This window comes from Synergistaceae bacterium, assembly GCA_017450125.1.
Lineage (GTDB): Bacteria > Synergistota > Synergistia > Synergistales > Aminobacteriaceae > JAFUXM01.
The window spans coordinates 1-21,784 of the sequence record JAFSWZ010000009.1 but is presented as its reverse complement, the minus strand read 5'-3'; the positions used below and the strand labels follow the sequence as shown (position 1 = coordinate 21,784).

The following is a 21,784-nucleotide window of genomic DNA, read 5'->3' as shown; positions in this document are numbered from 1 at the left end:
GATTTTATTCATGAACGGACTAAAATTCTGCTATCCATACTACCACAACTTAAGAAGGGAGAAACGTTTAATGTATTCATTTCTTGGCGGCTTGGTGCTTCTCGTGCTGGGCTACTGTATTTATGGTGCAATCGTCAACGCTATTTTCGGGCCTGACGATAGGGAAACTCCTTGCACTAGGAAAGAGGACGGAGTTGACTTCGTGCCCATAACTCCGGGACGTGCTTTCCTGATTCAGCTCCTCAACATCGCGGGGCTCGGGCCGATATTCGGTGCACTTACCGGCGCAATCTGGGGGCCTCAGGTTTATCTGTGGATAGTCTTCGGGACAATTTTTGCCGGAGCAGTTCATGATTACCTTGTCGGAATGCTTTCGATGAGGAACGACGGAGCAAGCGTCTCGGAGATTACGGGAAAATATCTCGGCGGCTTCATGCTTCAGGTTATGAGGCTGTTCTCTGTCGTCCTGCTCGTAATGGTCGGCGTTGTCTTCATGGTAGGACCGGCAGGACTTCTCGCGCTGATGCTCACTCAGGGCACGAGCGGTGCTGTAGGTGCGGCTGGCGGTGCTCCTGCTATGTTCATGGGCTACGGTGCGGCTGACTGGACGAAGATTCTCACGGTCGTAATCCTCGTGTATTACTTCCTTGCGACACTTCTTCCCATCGATAAGGTCATCGGCAAAATCTATCCCGTGTTCGGTCTGTGCCTTATCTTCATGGCAATCGGCATCGGCGGAATGACCGTCTACAACCACATTCAGGGAACGAAGCCGATGATTGAGCTGTGGGAAGGCCTGTACAACATGCACCCGAAGGCTGACACAATGCCTATCTGGCCGTTGATGTTCATCACGGTTGCCTGCGGAGCAATTTCCGGCTTCCACGCGACGCAGTCCCCGATGATGGCACGCTGCCTCACGAGCGAGCGTCAGGGACGCTTCGTGTTCTATGGCGCAATGGTCGCTGAAGGAATCATCGCGCTCATCTGGGCTTCGGCCGGTATCGCGTTCTACAACGGAACGGACGGCGGGTTCTCGACGGCGGGGCTTCTTGCTGTCGGAGGCGGAAACTCAACGAGCGTCTATCAGATTTCCGTTGGGCTTCTCGGGCCGATAGGGAGCATTCTTGCACTGCTCGGCGTTGTTGCGTGCCCGATTACGTCAGGCGATACGGCATTCAGGAGCGCACGTTTAACACTCGCTGACTGGTTCGGCATTGAACAGAAGGGTTTTGCCCCGAGACTGATGCTGGCTGTTCCGTTGCTGGCGGCAGGTTACGCAATCTCCTTCCTCGATTACGGCATAGTGTGGCGTTACTTCTCGTGGTCGAACCAGACGCTTGCGATGATTGCGCTGTGGGCAGGTGCTGTGTACCTCGCGCGCAACGTCGGAGCAGGCAAGGGCTTCATCGCGGCTATCCCTGCAATGTTCATGAGTGCAGTAAGCATCACGTACTTCTGCATTGCGCCAGAGTGCTACCTCATGCTTGAGCGCAATGTGGCTTACGGAATCGGCATAATCGCGGCTATGCTGTTCTTCGCGATCTACTGGTTCACGACGTTTGTGCCTGCGTCGAAAGCTCAGAAGGCGGCATAACGCATGAAGAAGGTTGTACACGTTGAAGGCATGGGCTGCCAGAACTGCGTGAAGCACGTCAAGGAAGCATTAGAGGGACTTGACGGCGTTACGGGGGCTGATGTGAGCCTTGATGCCGGGACGGCGGTAATCACGCTCGCGAAGGATGTTGCTGACGAGGCGATAAGGTCAGCCATCGACGAGGCGGGCTACGATGTCGCGAAGATAGAAGCGGCATAAAGACTTTATGATTTCACGGGCTGTGCTGAAAATGCGCGGCCTGTTTTATTTTTCTGGGGAGAGAAAATATTATGTTTGCAAAGTGCTTGCGGGTTCTGCATAATTTATGCGCGTACAATGTGCTTCTCTACAGATGCCGTAATCTGACTTCAGACAAGAAGATTTTACGCCTGCTGGAGATTCTTATCTCGCCTTTCATGATGATTAAGATGCTGGGATATTTCCGCGCCAAGAACATGCCCGGGCGCAAAGGTCTGGCGTTCGTCCTGATCGCAAAGAATGAAGCACCGTATATTGCAGAGTGGATAGGGTTTCACCGCAAACAGGGAGTCTCGCACTTCATAATCTACGACAACGAGAGCACGGATAATTTCCGCGAAGTCCTTAGTCCGTACATCGATGCGGGACTTGTAACCTATCACGCAATAAGAGGCAAGGCTCGCCAGATTGATGCGTACAACATGGCTCTTCACGATTACGGACACAAGTTCAAGTACATGGGCTTCATTGACGCGGATGAGTTTATGTTTGTACGTAATTCTACGAATGGGGGGGGGGGGACTAAGCAATCTATACGAGTTCGTTGATGAGTTCATGACCTCTCACCCGAACGCCGGAGGCCTCGCCGTGAACTGGTGCATATTCGGTTCAAGCGGACACATCACGAAGCCGGAAGGCGGAGTCCTCGAGAATTACACGATGCGCGCAGAAGATGACTTCCCTGCTAACCAGCACATCAAGACTATATGCGACCCGACTAAGGTATTTTTTTACGGACATGTACACTTCCCGACATACCGCAGAGGCTTCCATAACTTGGATGAAGACGGCCGGATAGTTCGCGGCCCCATCACCGAACAAGTACACTTCAGCAAGATACGCGTCAACCACTACTTCAGCAAATCCCTCGAGGAGTATCAGGAAAAAAGGATACGCGGCATGGCAGACCACCTCAGCGGCATGCGGCCAATGAGCGACTTCACAGACCATGACCGCAATGAAGTGCACGACACAGAAATACTCTCCCACGTGTAGCCGTATGCTATAATTCTCCGCATCGCACACATTCTCGCACGGCTCAGGCTTAACCGCGCCATTTGCGGGCCTTTGTCCGGCGTAAGGAGGAAATGTATATGTTTGCAGTTATCGAGACCGGCGGAAAACAGTACCGCGTAAACGTCGGCGACAAGTTCAGGGTAGAGCGTCTCGGGGGCGAGACCAGCACAGAAATCATCTTCGACAAGGTTATAGCAGTCGGAGGAGAAGGCACGGAAGCCCGCTTCGGGAATCCCTACGTAACCGGCGCAAGGGTTACGGCGGAAATCGTGAAGCAGGGACGCGCGGACAAAGTTCTTGTGTTCAAGTACAAGAGCAAGAAGAACTACAGGAAGATGCGCGGACACAGGCAGTACTTTACTGAGGTAGTCATCAGGAACATCGAAGGCTAGCTTGACGCGCGTAACTCTCTACTACAGCGGGGGAACATTAACAGGGATTGAGAGCAGGGGACATTCCGGCTTCGGCTGGAGCGGAAACGACGTGATATGTGCGGCAGTGAGCACGCTGATGCAGTCGCTTATTCTGGGGCTTGAGGACATCGCGAAGGTTCAAGGCCTGAACGTCGAGGCAGACGAACGAGTCCCCGTAATTCGGGCAGTGTGGCCAAGTTCCGAGCAGGAGAGGTTATCACTCCTCACAGAAACAGCTGCACGTTCGCTCAGGCAGATAGCTCTAGAGAATCCCAAGTACATTAGACTTACAACGGAGGAAATTTGACGATGACAAAGAGATTCAACCTTCAGTTTTTTGCGCACAAGAAGGGGCAGGGAAGCTCCACCAACGGACGCGACAGCCAGCCCAAGTATCGCGGGATCAAGGTTTTCGCGGGGCAGGACGTAACAGCAGGGAGCATCCTTGTGAGGCAGTGCGGGACTCAGGTTCACGCGGGGAAGCACGTCGGAATCGGCAGGGATTTTACGCTGTTTGCGCTCGTGCCCGGCAAAGTGAACTACCACAAGAAACTTGGCCGCAAGTATGTATCAGTTGTGCCCGCAGAATAGCGGAAATACAGAGACATAACATCATCACGCCCCTGCGACAGGGGGCTAATTTTTTATCAGGACATGAAATTTGCAGACTTAGCAGAAATTTTTGTGAGGGCAGGACGCGGCGGAAACGGAGCATTATCCTTCCGTCGTGAAAAATTCGTCCCCAAAGGCGGCCCAGACGGCGGAGACGGCGGCAAAGGCGGCGACGTAATCCTCGAGGCTAAAGGCGGAATCGTTACGCTCGCTGATTTCGAGTATGACCGACGCTTTCAGGCAGGACACGCCGGGCACGGTGAAGGCGCGCATCGTTCCGGCTTGGGGGGAAAAGACCTCGTGATTTCCGTACCGTGCGGGACTCTCGTGAAGGATTCGGAGACGGGACAGGTGCTGACGGATCTGGTTGTGCCGGGACAGAGATTCATTGCGGCACACGGCGGAAAGGGGGGACGCGGAAATTCCCACTTCGCCACTTCCTCGAGGCGCGCACCGAAATTCGCGGAGAAGGGAGACCCGGGCGAAGAGAGAAACTTAACGCTTGAACTGAAGCTGATTGCTGATGTCGGGCTTGCGGGTTTTCCGAACGCAGGGAAGTCCAGCATTCTCTCGGCCATCAGCGGAGCACATCCCAGAATTGCGGGCTACCCGTTCACGACGCTTTCACCGAATCTCGGGGTGCTCTCTGTAGATGACACACAGATAGTGATTGCGGACATGCCCGGCCTCATTGAGGGTGCTCACGAGGGCAAAGGGTTAGGGTTGCAGTTCCTCCGGCACGTCGAACGCACACGAATAATCGTTCACGTTATAGATCTCTCGCAGCCTGACCCTGCCTCCACGTTCAATGCACTGCTGAATGAGTTTCACGAGTACGGCAAAGGCTTGGAGGACAGGCCCGGAATCGTCGTCGGCAACAAGACAGACCTTGAAGGCACAGAAACTAACTCCGCGCTGCTGCGTGAGGAGGCAGAGAGCAGAGGGCTCGGGTATATGGCGGTGAGTGCCTTGACCGGCGACAGCATCCCTGAACTCATCCGCGCAATAGCTGACCTCGTAAGGAAGACACCTGCTGTTGTGCTTGAGCCTGAAGAGGAGATTACGGAGTTGCCGCGCAAGAAGTCTTCCGGGCGTTCGTCTAGAGAACCCGTGAAGATAATCCGACAGTCCGACGGGAGCTTCAGGGTTGAGCACGAGAACTTTGAGCGTTCAGTGTCGCGCATAAACTTTGAACATGAAGACGCGCTCCAGAAGTTCGCCCGCTTGCTTAAGGCTCTCAGCGTTGAGGAAGCATTGGAGGCCGCAGGTGCACGAGAAGGGGACAAGGTGTACATCGGCGACGTAGAGTTCGACTTTGAGCCGGAGACAATAGCATGAAGACGGGAATAATGGGCGGAACGTTCGACCCGATACATTACGGGCACTTGTTGGCGGCAGAGGAGGCGCGCATAAATCTTGGGATTGACCGGCTCATCTTCGTACCGACCGGCGACCCTCCGCACAAAAGCAGGATTACCCCCGCAGAGGACAGGTACGCGATGACCCTGCTCGCGACTGCAGGAGTGCTGGAGTACTCGGTCTCTAGAATCGAGATTGACCGCAAAGAATCAACGCACACAGTCGACACGCTGAGGGCGTTCGTGGAGTCGGGGATAGCTCCTGAAGACTTGTTCTTCATCACGGGGCTTGATGCAATGCTCTCTATAACGTCATGGTTCGAGTTCGAGAAAATCCCCGAGCTCTGCACCCTCGTAACTGCAAGAAGGCCGGGCTACCCGGTAAGCGGAATAGAAACACTCCCTAAATTCATTCGTGATAAGCTAAAATATATCGAGATCCCGCAGTTCGCCATATCCAGCACAGAGATCCGCGAACGTTCCAGAGAAAGGCGGGGCATCAGGTTTCTTGTGCCTCACCTTGTCGAGATATATATTGAGTCGAACAACCTATACAGGAGATGATTTGAATTTATGAGAGTGCTTAAGATTCTGGGAATAATTTTCGTGATAGCGTCGTCAATGGTCGGTGGAGCAGCCTTCCGCCTTGCCGAGCTCCTCAACGACCCCAACCCTCTGCCCGTGCCGAAAGCTCAGCCCAAAGCCGCCGCCACATCACAGACTGCCCAGCCTCAGGACGAGCAGCCTCAGCCTCAGGGTGAGGAGACAGAGCTTGCCGTAGCAGAGCCTTCGTCGCAGAAGGACAGCACGGCGCGCGGAACGGTGAACGTTCTTGTTGTGGGACTGGACAACGTCGAGGGAGGCTCACGGACTGACGCGATAGCACTGGCTATCTTCGACGCGCAGAATCCCGGCCTCAGGATTGCGTCGATACCCAGAGACTCGAGGGTGTACATTCCTTCGCGGGGCTGGGACAAGATTAATCACGCCTACGTTTACGGCGGAATAAGGCTTCTGCGCGAAACTCTGGTGAACCTCACGGGGATGCCGATAGACTACTTCGTGAAAATAAGCTACAAGAGCTTTCCGCGCATCGTCGACATACTCGGCGGAATTGATATTTACGTTGATAAGCGCATGGTCTACAACGACTACTCGGGCAAACTGTTCATCAACATCCCGGCGGGACAGCAGCACATGAACGGCAAGACTGCGCTGGGTTACGTGAGGTTCAGGCATGACCCGCTGGGCGACATCGGCCGCGTGAGGAGACAGCAGAAGTTCATCGACATCATGATGAAGAAGATAAAGACTCCGACGATAATCACGAAACTTCCTGCTATCCTCAATGAAGTCATGGACGCGATAGACACCGACCTTGCGCCGCTGGAGGCCTTGAAGCTCCTGCAGTTCGCGAACTCACTCCCGCCCGACCGTATAAAGATGTTCATGGCACCGGGCAAAACGGGCTTCAGCAAGAACGTAAGCTATTGGATTCTGGACAACAACGCGTTCTCGCTCCAGCTTGCGGCCAAGCTCCCGCCTGCTGATGACACGCTGCTTGAGAGCACGGAGAGCATCAACCTCGACGAGAGGGAAGCCAGCGATTCGTCTTCGGGCTTCGACAACGAGAAGATAGCGGAGCTCAGAGACCAGATAATGAGCATCAGAATCCTCAACGGCGACGGCGAAAAGGGCATCGGCAAACGTGCGGCGCAGATATTCCAGCGCATAGGCATTGAGGTTCCGTACACGGGCAACGCGAGGCACTACGACTACAAGGCTTCGAGCATAATTTACCCGCCGAACGGAGACGAGACGGTACGGCAGAGCGCGATGGCACTTGCGGAACTCTGCGGGATCACCAATGAACGCCTTGTGCAGGAGGACAGGCGCGCAACATCACTGACGCTGATACTAGGGCACGACAAGGAGCAATTGTTCAGCCGCCTAGAGAACATGAACTCATAGGACACGCCCCGTGCAGAGAGTGTGCGGGGTAAATTTTTTGCCGTGATATAATCGCCTTCATCCCAACACAGGAGGTTCATTAACATCATGGCAGTAAATCTCAGAGGCAGGAATTTCCTTACGCTCATGGATTTTTCTCCGGCAGAAATAGATTACCTTATCACACTGGCAGCAGACCTCAAGGCAAAGAAGCGCGCGGGCATTCGCGGAACGTCTCTAGCAGGCAAGAACATTGCGTTAATCTTCGAGAAGTCATCGACACGGACACGCTGTGCTTTCACGGTCGCCTGCAACGATGAAGGGGCATTCCCCGAGTACCTGAACAAGAACGACATACAGCTCGGCGCAAAGGAAGACGCGAAAGACACCGCCCGCGTACTAGGCAGGATGTTCGACGGTATAGAGTTTAGGGGCTTCAAGCAGGAGACAGTAGAGACGCTGGCGCAGTATTCCGGCGTGCCCGTGTGGAACGGCCTCACGGACATTGACCACCCTACGCAGGTCTTGGCCGACTTCCTGACATTGCGGGAGAATTTTTCCCGTTTACGCGGGTTAAAGCTGGTGTATCTCGGCGACGGACGCAACAACATGAGCAACGCACTGATGATAGGCTGTGCGAAGATGGGAATAGATTACGTCGTCAGCTCACCGAAAGAGTTAGAGCCTAACCCCGAGCTTCTGGCCAAGTGCAGGAGCATTGCCGCACACAGTACAATCACCGTCATCAATGACCCGAAGGAAACCGTCAAAGGAGCGGACGCAATCTACACGGATGTTTGGGTGTCGATGGGAGAAGAGGCACTTAAGGAGGAACGTTATGCACTGCTCGGGGGCTGGCAGGTCAACGCGGAGATTATGCGCGCAACGGGCAAGGACACAACGATTTTCCTGCACTGCCTGCCTGCGGTTAAGGGCTGCGAGGTTACGGAAGAAGTCTTCGAGTCCGAACAATCAAAGGTTTTCGACGAAGCAGAAAACAGAATGCACACCATCAAGGCCGTAATGGTCGCCACGTTAGGTGCATGAAGAGTGGAGAACGATTCATTCTCAGGGGAAAGCTCGACAGCCTCAACGCACAGATAATCTTTCTGCAGACGTGCTCGGACAATGAAGAGTACATCGCTGACCTCGAAGAACTCAGAGGAATCGTGAGGCAGTTACAGCACTGCGAGGCATCCAGCACACCCTTCAAGGAAGATTTTGTCCTGTGGGGGAAAACTGCGGACGAACTTCACGAGCTCTCCCACAACCCGGACGGCGGGCACATCATGCCTCACATGGACATGAAGCGTGAATCTGCGGGCTTGAACCTTCTGCGTACGCTTGTGCGGGAGACGGAGCTTGCATCGTGCAGGGCTTTCCCCCATGAAGACACTCTGCGAATCTCTCACACTCTCAACAGGCTCAGCAGTGCCGTCTACGTCCTGATGTTCAAATACCTTCCTGAGGGCTACGGACACAGGCTGACGTTCAGGAAGGCTTGACCTCTGCAGAATCAGCGTGTACAATTTCCCGCAATTCTTCACACACCCACAAAGTATGTTTATCGTGAAAGGGTATGATACGCAATGAGCAAATATAGATTCGAGACATTACAGCTCCACGTGGGGCAGGAAACTGCAGACCCTACGACAGACGCAAGGGCAGTACCGATTTACGCGACGACATCATACGTCTTCAAGGATTCTGCGACTGCGGCAGGAAGATTCGGCCTGACAGTGCCGGGCAACATATACACACGCCTGATGAACCCGACTAATGACGTGTTCGAGAAGAGAATAGCGGCTCTCGAGTCAGGTGCTGCCGCACTGGCTACGGCTTCGGGCTCGGCGGCAATAACTTACGCCGTACAGAACATCGCCACAGCAGGAAGCCACGTAGTTGCATCGACGAACCTTTACGGCGGAACGGTCAACCTCTTCGCGAATACGCTTCCCGAGCAGGGAGTTACAACGACGTTCGTTGACCCGTCAGACCCGCAGAACTTCGAGAAGGCCATACAGCCCAACACCAAACTTCTTTACGCGGAGACGCTCGGCAACCCTAATTCTGACGTTGTGGACATCGAGGCAGTCGCCAAAATCGCGCACAAGCACGGAATACCGTTAGTTGTCGACAACACGTTTGCGACACCGTACCTCTGCAGACCCATCGAGTACGGAGCAGATATAGTTGTGCACTCGGCGACAAAGTTCATCGGCGGGCACGGCTCAGTGATGGGAGGAGTTGTTGTAGACGGCGGAAATTTCGACTGGGCACAGAACGACAAGTTTCCCGGCCTCTCGAAGCCTAACCCCTCGTATCACGGCGTTGTGTTCACGGAGGCTGTGGGGAATCTCGCATACATCATCAAGCTCCGCACTACGTTGATGAGAGATCAGGGAGCGTGCTTGTCGCCGTTCAACTCGTTCCTGCTGATTCAGGGGCTGGAGACATTGTCGCTCAGGGTTGAACGCCACGTAGAGAACGCCTTAAAGGTTGTGGAGTTCCTGCGGGATCACAGGCAGGTTGAGCGCGTGAACCATCCGTCGCTTGAAGAAGGCAAACAGGCCGCGCTGTACGCAAAATACTTCCCGAGAGGTGCGGGCTCAATCTTCACGTTCGACATCAAGGGCACAGCGGAGACGGCCAAGAAGTTCACTGAGAGCCTCCAGCTGTTCTCACTGCTCGCCAACGTTGCGGACGTGAAATCCCTCGTGATTCATCCTGCGTCGACGACACATTCACAGCTCGACGAGAAGGAGCTTCTTGCTGCGGGAATACGTCCGACTACCGTAAGGCTGTCGATAGGCACGGAGCACATTGACGACATCCTTGACGACCTCAGGCACGGCTTTGAGGCTGTGAAGCAGTAATGCTAGTCTCGACGCGCGGAAGGTACGCGTTAAGGTTTCTGGTTGACCTCGCGGAAAATCAGGGCTCTGGCTTCATCACCACTCATGAGCTCGCTGAACGTCAGCAGGTCTCGCGGAAATACGCTGAGCGTCTCATGGCCTCCTTGTCGCGCGGAAAGTTCGTAGAGACTGCTCACGGCAAGAAGGGCGGCTACCGTCTTGGCCGAAGCCCCGAGAATGTCAGAGTCAGTGATGTTCTTCGTGCGATGAACGAGGAACTTGCGCCGGTCGAGTGCATGACCTGCGAGCCCAACAGCTGCCCGAGAGCCGGAACTTGCAGGACACTTCCGATGTGGCAAAGGCTCGGGAAAGTGATTAATGACTTCTTTGACGGCTTGACCCTTGCTGATTTGATGAAGAAATAATGAATGTTCCCCCTGAGGTTATCTTCGGGGGGAATTTAACATAATGAACACTATCACTGCACCGAGCGCAATGAACGCATCCGACAGGTTGAACTTCAAGGGCAGAAGCGGCACGGGTATCCAGTCGATTACGTGCCCCCAAACTAGACGTTCAACGAGGTTAGAGACTGCACCGCCGAGCATCATCGACAGTCCTACGCGTGTCATCGTCCGCATCTTCCCGAAAATTAGGAGCAGAACCACAATAATATTCATCGCGATTTCGAGGTTCAGGAGAATTGCCGGACTGTCCCGAAGAAACCCGAACGCCGCCCCGCTGTTGTAGCTGTACGACACGAACCGCCGAACCGCAGACCTCCCGAACAGCTCGGCCAGAACGCAGAACAGTATCACACTGACGCTAATCAGCATCGTCGTCCACCCCCACGCAGGCTGGTAAAGGTCTTTATCCCCTCAGCAACTCCGTCATGTTCACAGTCGCTCGTAACATGGTCAGCGACTTCAAGCAGCTCGTTGCACGCGTTGCCCATCGCTACGCCTATTCCTGCCGCGCGGATCATCTCGAGGTCGTTAAGGCCGTCCCCGAATGCCATTGTTGAGCTCATCGGCAGGCCAAGATGCCCAGCAATAAACCTCAAGCCCTCGCCCTTGTTCGCTTTCGGGTCGTTAATCTCGATGTTGTTCGGGACTGACGACGTGAACAGCGCATGAGGAAACACCACAGGCAGAGCAGAAAGCAGGTTCTCCCTTAAGGCTTTATCCTTCGTGTAGATCTGCATCTTCTGGATGCCGTTTGTCCCGGCTATTGCGGCCTCTATGTCGTCAACGGGAAGCGACGAGCCGCGTATTATGTTCGTCTGCCATTCGCCGTCAGAGATGGTCTCTATCCTGTCGTAGTTCTCGCGGCGCATGTACCTCTGCCCTCCGGCTATGCAGTCATACACAGTGCCCAAGCCGTCAATGACACGGCACAGCGTTATTCCCAGCTCTACGGGCATCAATGCTTCATGAAGAGTTTTCCCGTTCTTCACGTCGTAGATTTCTGCTCCGTTGAGGGTTACCGCGTAGCGCACGAACTCCATCGACTTCACGGCCTCAGGTACTGCGCCCCACGCCCTGCCGGTTACAGGGACAATCTCTATCCCCAGAGAAGCCGCACGTTTCAGGACGCGCATCGTCTCAGGCGTAACTTCCTTCTTCGCGTTCAGGAGGGTAAAATCGAGGTCAAACGCAATCAGCTTCGTCATTCAGATATCCCCCAAGCCTTCATGCCCTCATCGAGCCTCTCGGAGAAAGTCTGCATCGTGCGTTCAAACGGTGCTTTCTCGGTAAGGTCAACTCCTGCACGGCGCAAAATATTCAGGCTGTAGTCGCTGCCTCCGCTCTTCAGGAACTTCAGGTAGCGGTCGACTGCTCCGTCCGTGCCGCTGAGTATCGCCGACGCGAAAGCATTTGCCGACGTGAAGCCCGTAACGTACTTGTAGACGTAGAACGCCGTGTAGAAGTGCGGTATTCGTGCCCATTCCGCGCAAAGCTCGTCATCAATGACCATGTCCGGGCCGTAGCACTGTGCGTTGAGCTTCCGCCACAAGCCGTCGAGGTATTCGGGGGTAAGGACACCGCCGGATTCGCTGTAGGTGTGCGTCTCGCGCTCGAAGTCCGCGAACATCGCCTGGCGGAAGAACGTCGCCCGCACCATGTCATAATAGTACGACAGAAGCCACTTTCTCGCTTCCGGGTCATCGTTGGTGCGGAGAAGGTACTCGAGGAGCAGTGCTTCATTCGTCGTCGAGGCAACCTCAGCAAGAAGTATCGTGTAATCCGCGTAGACCTGCGGCTGGTGCTTTCGGGAATAGTAGCTGTGCAGGCTGTGCCCCATCTCGTGCACGAGCGTGAAGACATCGTGAAGCGTTCCGTCGAAGTTCAGCAGTACGTAGGGATTCGTGCCGTATGAGCCCCAAGAGTATGCTCCCTTGCGCTTGCCCTTGTTCTCGTAGATGTCTATCCAGCGTTCGGAGATTCCCTTCATGAAGTCAGCGCAGTACTCTTCTCCCAGCGGAGCGAGTGCCTTCACCGCGAGGCTGACTGCTTCGTCGAACGTGTACCTTCTCTCAGGTTCGCGGGAGATCGGGGCGTTGAGGTCGTAGAAGTGGAACTCATCCAGCCCCAGCACTTTCTTGCGCAGGGAGACCAGCTTGTGCATCAATGAAGCTGAGTGTTCGCGGGCTGTGTCCACAACGTTGGAATAGACTTCTTCGGGCACGTTCTCGCCGAACAATGCCATGCTGAGGCTGTCCTTGTAGTGCCTTGCGCGCGCGTAGAACACGTCTCCCTTCACCGAGCCGGCATAGAGTGCGCTGATTGCGTGGCGGAACTTCGCGTAAGTCCCGTAGATTCCCATGAAGGCATCATGTCTTACCCGCCTGTCCTTGCTCCGGCTGAACCTGTACCAGCGTTCCTCCGTGAGCTCCGCAGTGTTGCCGTCCTCGTCAGTGATGTTCGGGAACGGCATATCAGCATCAGTCAGCAGGGCAAACGCGTTTTCCGGGACTGCGCGCATCTCTCCAGCCTTCGCCAATAACTCCTCCTGTTCACGAGGAAGAATGTGCTCACGTTCGCGCAGTAACTTCCTGAAGAAGAACTCATAGCGCGTAAGTTCGTGCTCGTTCTTTATGCAGTCGTTGATGTATTCGTGTGGCAGAGCAAGAATCTCCGGCTCAAAGAATGACACCGCCGCAGTGTACTTCACCAGCAGGCTCTCACTCATTCTCGCCATCTCCATCGGCTTGGACTCGCGCAGATCCTCGTGGCTCTTCATGTTCGCGTAGGCGTAGAGCTTGCCCAGCTCGAGTGAGACTTCCTCGTCCTTCCTGATGAACTCGAGCAGCACGTCAGAACCTTCGCCGAGCCTTCCTGCATAAGCCTTCAAAGCCTCGATGCTTTCTGCTGTGAGGTCATAAGCCTTCTGCCAGTCCTCAAACGTTGAGTATATTGCCTCTAAGTTCCACTTGTCTTTTGCCGGAATACTGCTTCTCTCCGGCACTTCGTTTGTCGTCATTTTGCCTCCTCAAGTTGTCGCTGTAATTCGTCTGTTCCGCCGTCGTTGCGTATCACTATGTTGCACACCGCTATTCTCTCGCGTTCCGGCAGAAGGAAGCTCTCACGCCTCCTGAGTTCCTCCGCGTCCCAGCCTCTCGCCCTGACGCGTTCAGCTCTTGTCTCGAACTTGGCCGCAACGTAGATCACTCTGTCTATCCATTTCGGCCGTCCTGCTTCGGGCAATAACGGAATCTCCAGCACAGCATCACGTCCCTGCACCATCTCCTGAAGCTCGGACATCACGAGCGGATGAAGCAGGGCGTTGCAGAAGTCGTGCTCGGCCTTCGAGGAGAAGATTCGTTCTGCGGCAAGAGCAAGAATTATCCTGCCCGACGCGTCGAGAATCCCTCTGCCCCAGCGTCCGGCTGCGCGTGCCTTAACATCCGAACGTTCCCAAAGGGATTTGGCGATGCTGTCAGCGTTGATGTATTCGCACCCCAGAAGTCCGGCCAAGATATGCGATGCCGTTGACTTACCAGAGCCGATTTCCCCTGTTATTGCCGTAACCGCCATAGCCCCGTCCCCTGTCCGTGAATGTACCGCTCCTGAATATCCCTCTGTCGTCAACTTCCTTGCACTCGTCGGGAATCTCCAGCAGGAAGCGCGACATGTCGTTTTCCTGATGCCCGCCGTAAAGCCTCCTCGAACGCGCACAGGTCATGTACAGCTTCACTTCTGCTCTGGTCATTCCGACGTAGCAGAGCCTGCGTTCCTCCTCAATGTCGGCATCAGGGTCTGTGCAGTCAGCGCGCGGGTTGTGCGGGAAAATTCCTTCCTCAAGCCCGACCATGAACACTATCGGGAACTCCAGCCCCTTCGACGCGTGAAGTGTCATGAGATTAACGGAGTCCCTGTCGTCGCGGGCAGTGTCAGCGTCCGTAAAGAGTGCCGCCTCAGCGAGCGTCTCCCGCAGGTCTCCGTCAGGAACGATGGACTTCAGCTCCCTGACGTTGTCGATCCTGTCGTTGTACGATTCCTTGTCGTAGTTCTGGAGGTGTCCGGCGTAACCCATGTCGTTGAGCACGTAGTCAACCGCCGCGCTTATTCCGCCGTCAGCAAGCTCGTGGAGCGCGCACATGTGGGCAGCGAACTTCTTCATTGACGCTCCGGCCTTGCCCTTGACGTTCCACGCTCCGCCAGCTACTGATGACCAAAGCTGTAACGGGTTGTTGATGATGCCGATTAACTGCGACGACAGCCACTCGTTCCAGCTCTGCAGGGACTTCGCGCCCATGCCCTCGAAGATGCTCTTTATCTTCGCGACACGTTCGAGCGACACGCTGTCCAACGGGTTGAGCGCGAGCTTCAGTATCGCCAGAACGTCCTTGACCTCCATACGCTCATAGAACGATACCCCGCGAATTATCCTGTAGGGCACGTCGTTCTCCAAAAAACACTTCTCGATTACACGGCTCATCGCGTTCTGCCGGTAAAGCACTGCTATGTGTCCGTAGGGGAAATACTTTACCCTGTGAAGCCGGTCTATCTCCCTCACGAGGAAGTCTGCCTCCTGCCAGTCGCTGCCAGCTATGAGCGAGTAGATTCTGTCGCCCGCTCTCTGGGCAGTGTAGAGCTCCTTCTTGAGACGTTTGACGTTGTTGCGGATGAGGGCATTCGACGCGTCAAGTATCATCTTCGTCGAACGGTAATTCTGCTCGAGCCGGATCGTCTTTGCGCGCGGGTATTCGTGCGTGAAGTTCAGGATGACGTTGATGTCCGCTCCACGCCAGCCGTAGATGGACTGGTCAGGGTCTCCGACGGCGTTTATCGTGCATTCCGGGCCGACAAGGTAGCGTCGCAGAAGAAGGTCCTGTGCGTTGTTCACGTCCTGATACTCATCAACGAGAAGCCAGCTGATGCGTTCCTGTTCCCTGCGCCTCAGTGCAGTATCCTGCTCCATCATAATGAGGGGCAGAATCATAAGGTCGTCGAAGTCTACGGCATTGAGCTCCCGCAGGGTTGACCTGTAGGTGTCGGCAATGTCCATCATCCATTCGTCCTGAATGAACCTGTCCCCTGACGTAGGAGACCACATAGTATAATCCCGCGAAATTATATCGAGCACTTCTGCCGCAGACACCTCGCGTTCAGGCTGTGCCTTCTCGAGAATTTCTTTCACCAGCGAGCGCGAGTCCTCCCTGTCGAACACAGCAAAGCCTTCCCTCAGCTTCAGCATCTTCTGGACTGCTTCCCTGTTCCGAAAGAGGAATCTCAGCCCGTAACCGTGAAACGTGCTCACCTGGATGCGTCCTGCTGTCCCGCCCGGAACAAGCGCGTCGATTCTCGTCCGCATCTCTCCGGCGGCCTTGTTCGTGAAGGTTACGGCCATGATGTCCTGCGGTGCTGCTATGCCCTCAGCGATAAGCCATGCGATTTTGTGCGTAAGTACACGCGTCTTGCCGCTCCCTGCTCCCGCGAGAATCAGAAGCGGACCGTCAGTGTACGTCGCCGCTTCCTGCTGCTCAGGCGACAAGCCTTTGAGTATGTCCGTCATATACGCGCTTCCTCTGCTTCAAGGTAATCTATCGCCATCTCCAGCCCGCTCAGAAGGTCAACGTTTCTGCCCGCGCAGTATGGGCACTGGAACTCCGCGTCCTCCGTCGTCGTCCATGTCCTCCCGCACTCGTAGCACCTGAACGCCGCAGGAACTATCATCACGGACAAGTTTGCTCCTTCCGCAGGAGTACCCCGCGAGATCGACGAAAAGATGAAGGCCATCAGCTCAGGGTTAATCTTCCTGAAGCCTCCGACCTTTATCATGACCCTACTCACCTTGCTGAGGCATAACCTCCAGCACAAGTCCTGCAGAGTGTTATTCAGTCTGTTCGTCAGCTGAAATTCGTACATGCCAGCTACTTCTTCGTGTACAGGAACGGCCCGGCCGACTCGAAGCCTATCTGCTGGTAGCCGAATATCTGTTCCGTCGAACCCACAAGGAAATACCCGCCGGGGGCAAGCGCGTCAAAGAACTTCTTGTAGAGCTTCGTCTTCGTGTCAGCAGTAAAGTAGATTACGACGTTCCGGCAGAGTATCAGGTCAAACCCGCCCCCGAACGCGTCATCAATCATGTTCATCTTCTTGAAAGAAACTCTGCGCTTGATTTCCGGCACTACGTCATAAGTCTGCCCCGCGTCCTTCGTCGTGAAGTACTTTGCCAGATACTCTTTCGGGACGTTCAGCAGGTTGGCTTTGCGGTAATTAGCTCTCTGTGCGGCGGCTATCGCACCGGCATCCACGTCGGCGGCAAGCACGGGGTTCATCTGGTCGAGCCCGCAGACTGCAGAGAGTATCGCCAGCGAGTAAGGCTCTTCGCCCGTTGCACAGCCCGCACTCCACAGCTTGAGGCGTTTCGTCTTGCGCTTCTCGATGAGCTCGGGAATTATCTTGTCCCTCAGCTTCCACCACTGCGAGTCATTCCTGAAGAACTCCGAGACGTTGATTGTCAGGTGGTCAAGGAACTCGCGGAGCTTCTTCTCGTCCCTGCTCATCATGTCGTAGTATTCGTCGTATGTCTTGCAGCCCCAGCGCGCCATAAGCTCATGAGTACGGCGGTGAATCTGCTCCTTGTAGGAGTTCAGGTCGATGCCGATTAACTTCTTGAGCTTCATCTTGAACGTCGTGTAGCCCGGTGAATTATACTGACTGCGTTCTTCCATGCTAATCCTCCAATACTTCCTTCTTCTTAACTTCGTAGACCTCGTCTATCTTCTTGATGTAGCTGTCCGTTATGTCCTGAACTTCCTTCGTCAGCTTCTTGAGGTCGTCTTCAGTTATCTCTGAGGCTTTCTCCTGCTTCTTGAGTGCCTCGATTGCGTCCCGCCTGTAGTTCCTGATGACGACTTTTGCGTCCTCTGCCTTCTTCGCGAGAATCTTCGTGAGTTCCACGCGCCTCTGCTTCGTGAGTTCCGGCAGGGTTAATCTTATGACCGTGCCGTCGCTCTGGGGGGTCATTCCGATGTTGGCGGCCAAGATTGCCTTCTCCATCGCCTTCAACGCTCCCTTGTCGAAAGGCGCAATCTGAATCACGCGGCCTTCTGGTATCGTGATGTTGGCTAATTGTTTGATGGCAGTCGGTGTTCCGTAGTAGTCGGCCTTGATGTCGCTCACAAGTCCGGGATGTGCGCGGCCTGTCCGTATCGAAAGGTACTCGCTCTGAAGAAACGCTATAGCTTTGTCCATGTTCTCGCGCAGAGTTACCAGCTCATCCTTAGGCATGACAATTACTCCTCCTTAACGATTGTTCCGGTTTTTACGCCGTCAATAATCTTCCTTGCCCATCCTTCCTCGTGAATGCTCATCACCTGGACGGGTATCCTGTTCTCCCTGCACAGCGCGAACGCCGCAGTGTCCATTACCTCAATCCCGCGCGCTATGGCCTCGCTGTAAGTCAGTTCCGGCAGAAACTCAGCATCCGGGAACTTGGCCGGGTCTTTGGTGTAGATGCCGTTGACCTTAGTAGCCTTGATTATGCAGTCGAGCCCGAGTTCTGCTGCCCTGAGTGCCGCCGCAGTGTCCGTCGAGAAGAACGGATGCCCCGTACCCGCCCCGAAGATTACGACGTAACCCGACGCAAGAAGACTTTTTGCGCGCTCGCGGCTGTAGAGTTCCGCGACGGGAGGCATTCCGACAGCCGAGAGAACTTCCGCCTTTACGCCCAAACTCTGCAGAGAGAATTTCAGCGCAAGGGCGTTCATGACCGTGCCGAGCATCCCTATAGCGTCAACCTGCGCATGTTCGAGCCCGTAGTCCAGAGCGTCGCGCCCGCGAATCATGTTCCCTCCGCCAATAACTACGGAGAGTTCAAGGCCTGCGCGCTGGATTTCCGCCATGCAATCCGCGAACTTCCTCACTTCCGCAAAGTCCAGCCCTGTGCGTTTTTCTCCGGCCAAGACCTCGCCCGACAGCTTCAGCAATATACGTTTGTACACGTTATCAGCCTCCGTTGATAGAAATATCCCCAGCGCAAACATTCATTCACACTGGGGATAATCTGTATTCCGTTACTCGCCTATAGCGAAACGCTCAAAACGTCTGACGGTTATCTTCGTGCCGAGCTTCTTTCCGGCTTCCTCGAGGAGCTGCTTTATCCTCTTGTCGCCGTCGCGGATGTATTCCTGCTCCAGAAGGCACACTGTCTCGTAGAACTTCCTGAGCTTGCCGGGAAGTATGAACTCTATCTTCTTCTCGGGCTTGCCCTCTTCGAGAAGCTGGGTGCGGTAAACTTCCTTTTCGCGCTCGATAACGTCTTCAGGTACGTCTTCGGGCACAAGGTACTGCGGTGCTGCTGCGGCAATCTGCATGCAGATTTCATGTCCGAGCTCCGCGAACTCTGCCTTATCTGCTGCGGATTTGTCCTCTGCGTCAAGTTCGACGAGCGCGCCGACCTTGTAATTGCTGTGGATGTAGCAGAAAGCCTTTCCGTTCTCCGCATCGTAACGCGCGAACCTCTTGAGGACGATATTTTCCCCGAGCTTCGCGATGATTGACGTAACAAGCTCGCTGATCGTTGAGCCGGATTCGTGTACGCTCTCGAGGAGTGCCGGAACATCCGGGTAGCTCTTGGCCGCAAGATGTGCGACTATCTTATCTCCGAGCCCGTTGAACTCGTCCGTTTTCGCGACAAAGTCCGTCTCGCTGTTGATCTCGACCATTACGCCGAGCTTTCCGTCCGGGCTCACAACGTGGAAGACCCTTCCGTCAGATGCCGTGCGCTCTGCCTTCTTGGCCGCCTTCGCTAAGCCTTTCTCGCGGAGGTAGTCTATTGCTTTCTCCATGTCTCCGCCGGTCTCGGCAAGAGCCTTCTTGCAGTCCATCATTCCCGAGCCCGTACGCTCGCGGAGTTCCTTGACCTTTGCGGCTGTAATCTCTGCCATCAGTTATGCCTCCATCCCTTCGTCGTCAATGTTGCCCTCGTACTCCTCGTGCAGCCTCTCGCGCTCTGCCATGCGTTCCTCGTCGCTCATCACGTCAACTGCTCCGAGCTCCTGAACGGGGATAATCACAGCGTCTTCACCCTGCCTGCCCTCGATGACTGCATTAGCCATGAGGCCGGTGATGAGGCGGATTGCGCGTATTGCGTCGTCGTTGCCGGGAATGGGGTAGTCGATCATTTCGGGGTCGCAGTTGGTGTCGACAATTGAGACAACCGGGATGTGAAGCCTGCGTGCTTCAGCGATTGCGTTTTCTTCTCTGCGGGGGTCAATCAGGAAGATTGCATCAGGCGTGGAAGTCATGTTGGCGATGCCGCCCAGATACTTCTCGAGCTTGAGCTGTTCCTTCTTGATCATGGCGATTTCCTTCTTGGTGAACTCTTCCCACGTGCCTTCCTCGTCGTACTTCCTGAGTTCGAGCATACGGGAAATCCTGCGCCTGATGGTCGGGAAGTTGGTCATGAGACCGCCGAGCCACCTCTGGTTGATGTAGAACTGTCCGCACCTTGTTGCTTCGTCGCGGATGGTCTCCTGAGCCTGACGCTTGGTGCCGACGAAGAGGATATGTCCGCCGGCTGCGGCTGTCTCGCGGATGAAGTCATAAGCGCGGTCGAGGCCTTTGACGGTCTTCTGCAGGTCAATGATGTAGACACCGTTGCGTTCGGTGAAGATGTAGGGCTTCATTTTGGGGTTCCAGCGGCGGGTCTGATGTCCGAAGTGGACTCCGCACTCGAGCAACTGCTTCATACTAGCTACTGCCATAAAGAATAAATACCTCCTAAAGGTTGATGTATACGTTCACCCGCAATCCTGAGCAGAGCGCAGGACACCTTTAGCGATAGATGAACGAGTAAATTTATTTTGGTGTGGGGTAAGTATAGCACAAAAAAACAGCCCCCCTCATGTTAAAGGGGAGCTTTCGTGAAATGCGAATAATTATCTAACGACCATCGAAGCACTCATCATGTTGTCAGCAAGATTCATACGCTCGTTCCAGCGGCCAAGCTCAATATCCTGCAAGTTCAACATGTTCGGCGAATCGATGTCCAGCGGCAAAACAGGATCATACTTTCCCGTGAAAGTATACTTGTCGCGCAGAACATATGACAGCTCGGTCACAAAGCAGAATTTTTTTCCGCCGGCCTCGACGTAAATTCCGTTGTTGTTTGCGTGAATGTGTACAAGCTGGTGAGTCCTGTTGATCTTCCTGAAAACTTCGAGCACCAGTTCAGGGTTCGGGTGATCCGTTACGTTGTGGAACTCGAACGTCATCTGCCCAAACTGCCGTAGCGTGTCGGGGTTCACCCGCTCAAGGAAGCCCCATTCTGCGCCCTCAACATCCATCTTCAGAATCATGTTGCGTTTATCCTCGTGATGGTTGGTCCTGATGAGTTCATCAAGTGTCTTGAGCCTGTCGTCCTGAACGATGCCGTCAGCGATGCCCAGCTTGCTCCAGTGGAAGCGCGGGTTCTCTTCGGGCAGGCCGTCGATAGTATGGTCGTACATGAAGACATCGTAGCCGCGCCCCGCCATGTCCTTATCCCACGAAACATCTGTGCTTATTCCGAAGGAGTAGGCTGTGCCGCCTGGAGCAAAATCATCCAGCAGAATATATCCTCCGTCGTGTTCACGGCCTAAGCGCACGAGCGAATAGCCTTCGGGCATGTCAACTTTCCACAAATCATGAAGCTCCGAGTAATATTCCTTCGAGTTTATGAATCTGAGAGTTCGCAGTTCCGAGTTGAGCACAGCGGACTTTCTGAGCGGGAACATCCACGCCATTACAGCGGCGGCACGGATATAATGTCCGTTGTCATAATGTCTTCGCACCATCTGTTTAATCAGCTTGTTGTTGCCTGTAAGTTTGCGCGCAAGTGCTTTCATTATTCCCATAGCCCGGCCTCCGAAACAGACAGACACAAAAAACGTCCCGCAGAATTTTTGTTTGTTCTGCAGGACGCGGAATTATCTTTGTGCGAAATTACAGGCAGACTATGAGCGTGATGCGTGCTGCGTGATGCGTGATGCGTGATGCGTGATGCGTGATTATACACAGTTCATGCATTTCTGTCTACACCTTTCTGCAAAATTTTTCCGAGATTATAGCACACTATCTTCCTGCCTCAATCTCCCCGAGCTTTTCCTCGAAACCATATATCGTTGGGTCAATGCTGTCTACGGTCTTGTTCAGCTCATCCATCAGGCGGAACCTCCTGCTTCTCGGTAACTGGTTCGCAAACCGCTTTATCTTCAGCAGAGCCTGCAGGTAG

The 21,784-nt window shown here is 54.5% G+C and carries 26 protein-coding genes; 14 read left to right on the top strand and 12 right to left on the bottom strand.

Going from position 1 to position 21,784, the window contains the following annotated elements; translation table 11 throughout:
* The first annotated feature begins 70 nt into the window (after positions 1-70).
* From IJT02_00610 to IJT02_00545, 14 genes are all read left to right on the top strand, one after another.
* The gene (locus IJT02_00610; protein MBQ7543423.1) at positions 71-1,597 is read left to right on the top strand and encodes a carbon starvation protein A; all 1,527 of its coding nucleotides are present in this window, start codon (positions 71-73) and stop codon (positions 1,595-1,597) included.
* Between the two features lie 3 nt (positions 1,598-1,600).
* Positions 1,601-1,816: a heavy-metal-associated domain-containing protein gene (locus tag IJT02_00605; GenBank protein ID MBQ7543422.1), complete on the top strand. Its 216-nt coding sequence runs from the start codon at positions 1,601-1,603 to the stop codon at positions 1,814-1,816.
* 197 nt (positions 1,817-2,013) lie between these two features.
* Complete coding sequence (locus IJT02_00600; protein ID MBQ7543421.1) at positions 2,014-2,403, top strand: glycosyltransferase family 2 protein; 390 nt, start codon at positions 2,014-2,016, stop codon at positions 2,401-2,403.
* Entirely contained in the window at positions 2,345-2,851 is a 507-nt protein-coding gene (locus tag IJT02_00595) for a hypothetical protein (GenBank protein ID MBQ7543420.1), read from the top strand. Before IJT02_00600 ends, IJT02_00595 begins: the two co-directional genes overlap by 59 nt.
* 98 nt (positions 2,852-2,949) lie before the next feature.
* A complete protein-coding gene (gene rplU / locus IJT02_00590; GenBank protein MBQ7543419.1) occupies positions 2,950-3,264 on the top strand; it encodes a 50S ribosomal protein L21 in 315 nt (104 codons plus the stop codon).
* 1 nt (position 3,265) lies between these two features.
* Positions 3,266-3,592 carry a ribosomal-processing cysteine protease Prp gene (locus IJT02_00585; protein ID MBQ7543418.1) on the top strand — a complete coding sequence of 109 codons (327 nt, stop codon included), beginning with the start codon at positions 3,266-3,268 and terminating at the stop codon, positions 3,590-3,592.
* Between the two features lie 2 nt (positions 3,593-3,594).
* On the top strand, positions 3,595-3,876 hold the full coding sequence (gene rpmA, locus IJT02_00580) for a 50S ribosomal protein L27 (GenBank protein ID MBQ7543417.1): 282 nt from the start codon (positions 3,595-3,597) through the stop codon (positions 3,874-3,876).
* A 63-nt stretch (positions 3,877-3,939) separates the two neighbouring features.
* Positions 3,940-5,235 carry a GTPase ObgE gene (obgE, locus tag IJT02_00575; protein ID MBQ7543416.1) on the top strand — a complete coding sequence of 432 codons (1,296 nt, stop codon included), beginning with the start codon at positions 3,940-3,942 and terminating at the stop codon, positions 5,233-5,235.
* Positions 5,232-5,819, top strand: a complete 588-nt coding sequence (gene nadD / locus IJT02_00570) for a nicotinate-nucleotide adenylyltransferase (GenBank protein MBQ7543415.1) — start codon at positions 5,232-5,234, stop codon at positions 5,817-5,819. Before obgE ends, nadD begins: the two co-directional genes overlap by 4 nt.
* Before the next feature lie 9 nt (positions 5,820-5,828).
* Positions 5,829-7,226 carry an LCP family protein gene (locus tag IJT02_00565; GenBank protein ID MBQ7543414.1) on the top strand — a complete coding sequence of 466 codons (1,398 nt, stop codon included), beginning with the start codon at positions 5,829-5,831 and terminating at the stop codon, positions 7,224-7,226.
* 87 nt (positions 7,227-7,313) lie between these two features.
* Positions 7,314-8,252 carry an ornithine carbamoyltransferase gene (gene argF / locus IJT02_00560; protein MBQ7543413.1) on the top strand — a complete coding sequence of 313 codons (939 nt, stop codon included), beginning with the start codon at positions 7,314-7,316 and terminating at the stop codon, positions 8,250-8,252.
* Positions 8,249-8,710 carry a hypothetical protein gene (locus IJT02_00555; GenBank protein ID MBQ7543412.1) on the top strand — a complete coding sequence of 154 codons (462 nt, stop codon included), beginning with the start codon at positions 8,249-8,251 and terminating at the stop codon, positions 8,708-8,710. The genes argF and IJT02_00555 overlap by 4 nt, the downstream gene beginning before the upstream one ends.
* An 84-nt stretch (positions 8,711-8,794) precedes the next feature.
* On the top strand, positions 8,795-10,081 hold the full coding sequence (locus tag IJT02_00550; protein ID MBQ7543411.1) for an O-acetylhomoserine aminocarboxypropyltransferase/cysteine synthase: 1,287 nt from the start codon (positions 8,795-8,797) through the stop codon (positions 10,079-10,081).
* Positions 10,081-10,485, top strand: coding sequence for an Rrf2 family transcriptional regulator (locus tag IJT02_00545; GenBank protein MBQ7543410.1), 405 nt, complete (start codon positions 10,081-10,083; stop codon positions 10,483-10,485). Before IJT02_00550 ends, IJT02_00545 begins: the two co-directional genes overlap by 1 nt.
* A gap of 18 nt (positions 10,486-10,503) precedes the next feature.
* Here IJT02_00545 and IJT02_00540 read toward each other — a convergent pair whose 3' ends face one another.
* The 12 genes from IJT02_00540 to IJT02_00485 all read right to left on the bottom strand — a co-directional run bounded on the left by IJT02_00540 (position 10,504) and on the right by IJT02_00485 (position 21,407).
* Positions 10,504-10,896, bottom strand: a complete 393-nt coding sequence (locus IJT02_00540) for a signal peptidase II (GenBank protein ID MBQ7543409.1) — start codon at positions 10,894-10,896, stop codon at positions 10,504-10,506.
* Positions 10,890-11,732, bottom strand: a complete 843-nt coding sequence (locus IJT02_00535) for an HAD family phosphatase (GenBank protein ID MBQ7543408.1) — start codon at positions 11,730-11,732, stop codon at positions 10,890-10,892. The genes IJT02_00540 and IJT02_00535 overlap by 7 nt, the downstream gene beginning before the upstream one ends.
* Complete coding sequence (pepF, locus tag IJT02_00530) at positions 11,729-13,543, bottom strand: oligoendopeptidase F (protein MBQ7543407.1); 1,815 nt, start codon at positions 13,541-13,543, stop codon at positions 11,729-11,731. Before pepF ends, IJT02_00535 begins: the two co-directional genes overlap by 4 nt.
* Positions 13,540-14,097, bottom strand: coding sequence for a dephospho-CoA kinase (coaE, locus tag IJT02_00525; protein MBQ7543406.1), 558 nt, complete (start codon positions 14,095-14,097; stop codon positions 13,540-13,542). Before coaE ends, pepF begins: the two co-directional genes overlap by 4 nt.
* A complete protein-coding gene (locus IJT02_00520) occupies positions 14,057-16,078 on the bottom strand; it encodes a UvrD-helicase domain-containing protein (protein ID MBQ7543405.1) in 2,022 nt (673 codons plus the stop codon). The genes coaE and IJT02_00520 overlap by 41 nt, the downstream gene beginning before the upstream one ends.
* The gene (locus IJT02_00515; GenBank protein ID MBQ7543404.1) at positions 16,075-16,431 is read right to left on the bottom strand and encodes a hydrogenase maturation nickel metallochaperone HypA; all 357 of its coding nucleotides are present in this window, start codon (positions 16,429-16,431) and stop codon (positions 16,075-16,077) included. Before IJT02_00515 ends, IJT02_00520 begins: the two co-directional genes overlap by 4 nt.
* Before the next feature lie 5 nt (positions 16,432-16,436).
* Positions 16,437-17,240 carry a protein-glutamate O-methyltransferase CheR gene (locus IJT02_00510; protein ID MBQ7543403.1) on the bottom strand — a complete coding sequence of 268 codons (804 nt, stop codon included), beginning with the start codon at positions 17,238-17,240 and terminating at the stop codon, positions 16,437-16,439.
* Between the two features lies 1 nt (position 17,241).
* Complete coding sequence (gene frr / locus IJT02_00505) at positions 17,242-17,799, bottom strand: ribosome recycling factor (GenBank protein ID MBQ7543402.1); 558 nt, start codon at positions 17,797-17,799, stop codon at positions 17,242-17,244.
* A gap of 5 nt (positions 17,800-17,804) precedes the next feature.
* The gene (locus tag IJT02_00500) at positions 17,805-18,554 is read right to left on the bottom strand and encodes a UMP kinase (protein ID MBQ7543401.1); all 750 of its coding nucleotides are present in this window, start codon (positions 18,552-18,554) and stop codon (positions 17,805-17,807) included.
* Positions 18,555-18,584: 30 nt separating this feature from the next.
* A complete protein-coding gene (locus IJT02_00495) occupies positions 18,585-19,457 on the bottom strand; it encodes an elongation factor Ts (protein ID MBQ7543400.1) in 873 nt (290 codons plus the stop codon).
* A gap of 3 nt (positions 19,458-19,460) precedes the next feature.
* A complete protein-coding gene (gene rpsB, locus IJT02_00490) occupies positions 19,461-20,276 on the bottom strand; it encodes a 30S ribosomal protein S2 (protein ID MBQ7543399.1) in 816 nt (271 codons plus the stop codon).
* 174 nt (positions 20,277-20,450) lie between these two features.
* The gene (locus IJT02_00485) at positions 20,451-21,407 is read right to left on the bottom strand and encodes an FkbM family methyltransferase (protein MBQ7543398.1); all 957 of its coding nucleotides are present in this window, start codon (positions 21,405-21,407) and stop codon (positions 20,451-20,453) included.
* Positions 21,408-21,784: the final 377 nt, after the last annotated feature.

What these genes read in the sequence shown, in the direction of transcription:
- IJT02_00515 (MBQ7543404.1), bottom strand. Translation starts at nt 16,431, where the DNA reads ATGTACGAATTTCAGCTGACGAACAGACTGAATAACACTCTGCAGGAC.
- IJT02_00600 (MBQ7543421.1), top strand. Translation starts at nt 2,014, where the DNA reads ATGATGATTAAGATGCTGGGATATTTCCGCGCCAAGAACATGCCCGGG.
- IJT02_00535 (MBQ7543408.1), bottom strand. Translation starts at nt 11,732, where the DNA reads ATGACGAAGCTGATTGCGTTTGACCTCGATTTTACCCTCCTGAACGCG.
- IJT02_00500 (MBQ7543401.1), bottom strand. Translation starts at nt 18,554, where the DNA reads ATGTTTGCGCTGGGGATATTTCTATCAACGGAGGCTGATAACGTGTAC.
- IJT02_00605 (MBQ7543422.1), top strand. Translation starts at nt 1,601, where the DNA reads ATGAAGAAGGTTGTACACGTTGAAGGCATGGGCTGCCAGAACTGCGTG.
- IJT02_00520 (MBQ7543405.1), bottom strand. Translation starts at nt 16,078, where the DNA reads ATGACGGACATACTCAAAGGCTTGTCGCCTGAGCAGCAGGAAGCGGCG.
- pepF (MBQ7543407.1), bottom strand. Translation starts at nt 13,543, where the DNA reads ATGACGACAAACGAAGTGCCGGAGAGAAGCAGTATTCCGGCAAAAGAC.
- frr (MBQ7543402.1), bottom strand. Translation starts at nt 17,799, where the DNA reads ATGCCTAAGGATGAGCTGGTAACTCTGCGCGAGAACATGGACAAAGCT.
- IJT02_00610 (MBQ7543423.1), top strand. Translation starts at nt 71, where the DNA reads ATGTATTCATTTCTTGGCGGCTTGGTGCTTCTCGTGCTGGGCTACTGT.
- nadD (MBQ7543415.1), top strand. Translation starts at nt 5,232, where the DNA reads ATGAAGACGGGAATAATGGGCGGAACGTTCGACCCGATACATTACGGG.
- IJT02_00565 (MBQ7543414.1), top strand. Translation starts at nt 5,829, where the DNA reads ATGAGAGTGCTTAAGATTCTGGGAATAATTTTCGTGATAGCGTCGTCA.
- coaE (MBQ7543406.1), bottom strand. Translation starts at nt 14,097, where the DNA reads ATGGCGGTTACGGCAATAACAGGGGAAATCGGCTCTGGTAAGTCAACG.
- IJT02_00495 (MBQ7543400.1), bottom strand. Translation starts at nt 19,457, where the DNA reads ATGGCAGAGATTACAGCCGCAAAGGTCAAGGAACTCCGCGAGCGTACG.
- IJT02_00555 (MBQ7543412.1), top strand. Translation starts at nt 8,249, where the DNA reads ATGAAGAGTGGAGAACGATTCATTCTCAGGGGAAAGCTCGACAGCCTC.
- rpmA (MBQ7543417.1), top strand. Translation starts at nt 3,595, where the DNA reads ATGACAAAGAGATTCAACCTTCAGTTTTTTGCGCACAAGAAGGGGCAG.
- rpsB (MBQ7543399.1), bottom strand. Translation starts at nt 20,276, where the DNA reads ATGGCAGTAGCTAGTATGAAGCAGTTGCTCGAGTGCGGAGTCCACTTC.
- IJT02_00540 (MBQ7543409.1), bottom strand. Translation starts at nt 10,896, where the DNA reads ATGCTGATTAGCGTCAGTGTGATACTGTTCTGCGTTCTGGCCGAGCTG.
- IJT02_00550 (MBQ7543411.1), top strand. Translation starts at nt 8,795, where the DNA reads ATGAGCAAATATAGATTCGAGACATTACAGCTCCACGTGGGGCAGGAA.
- argF (MBQ7543413.1), top strand. Translation starts at nt 7,314, where the DNA reads ATGGCAGTAAATCTCAGAGGCAGGAATTTCCTTACGCTCATGGATTTT.
- IJT02_00510 (MBQ7543403.1), bottom strand. Translation starts at nt 17,240, where the DNA reads ATGGAAGAACGCAGTCAGTATAATTCACCGGGCTACACGACGTTCAAG.
- IJT02_00545 (MBQ7543410.1), top strand. Translation starts at nt 10,081, where the DNA reads ATGCTAGTCTCGACGCGCGGAAGGTACGCGTTAAGGTTTCTGGTTGAC.
- IJT02_00485 (MBQ7543398.1), bottom strand. Translation starts at nt 21,407, where the DNA reads ATGGGAATAATGAAAGCACTTGCGCGCAAACTTACAGGCAACAACAAG.
- obgE (MBQ7543416.1), top strand. Translation starts at nt 3,940, where the DNA reads ATGAAATTTGCAGACTTAGCAGAAATTTTTGTGAGGGCAGGACGCGGC.
- rplU (MBQ7543419.1), top strand. Translation starts at nt 2,950, where the DNA reads ATGTTTGCAGTTATCGAGACCGGCGGAAAACAGTACCGCGTAAACGTC.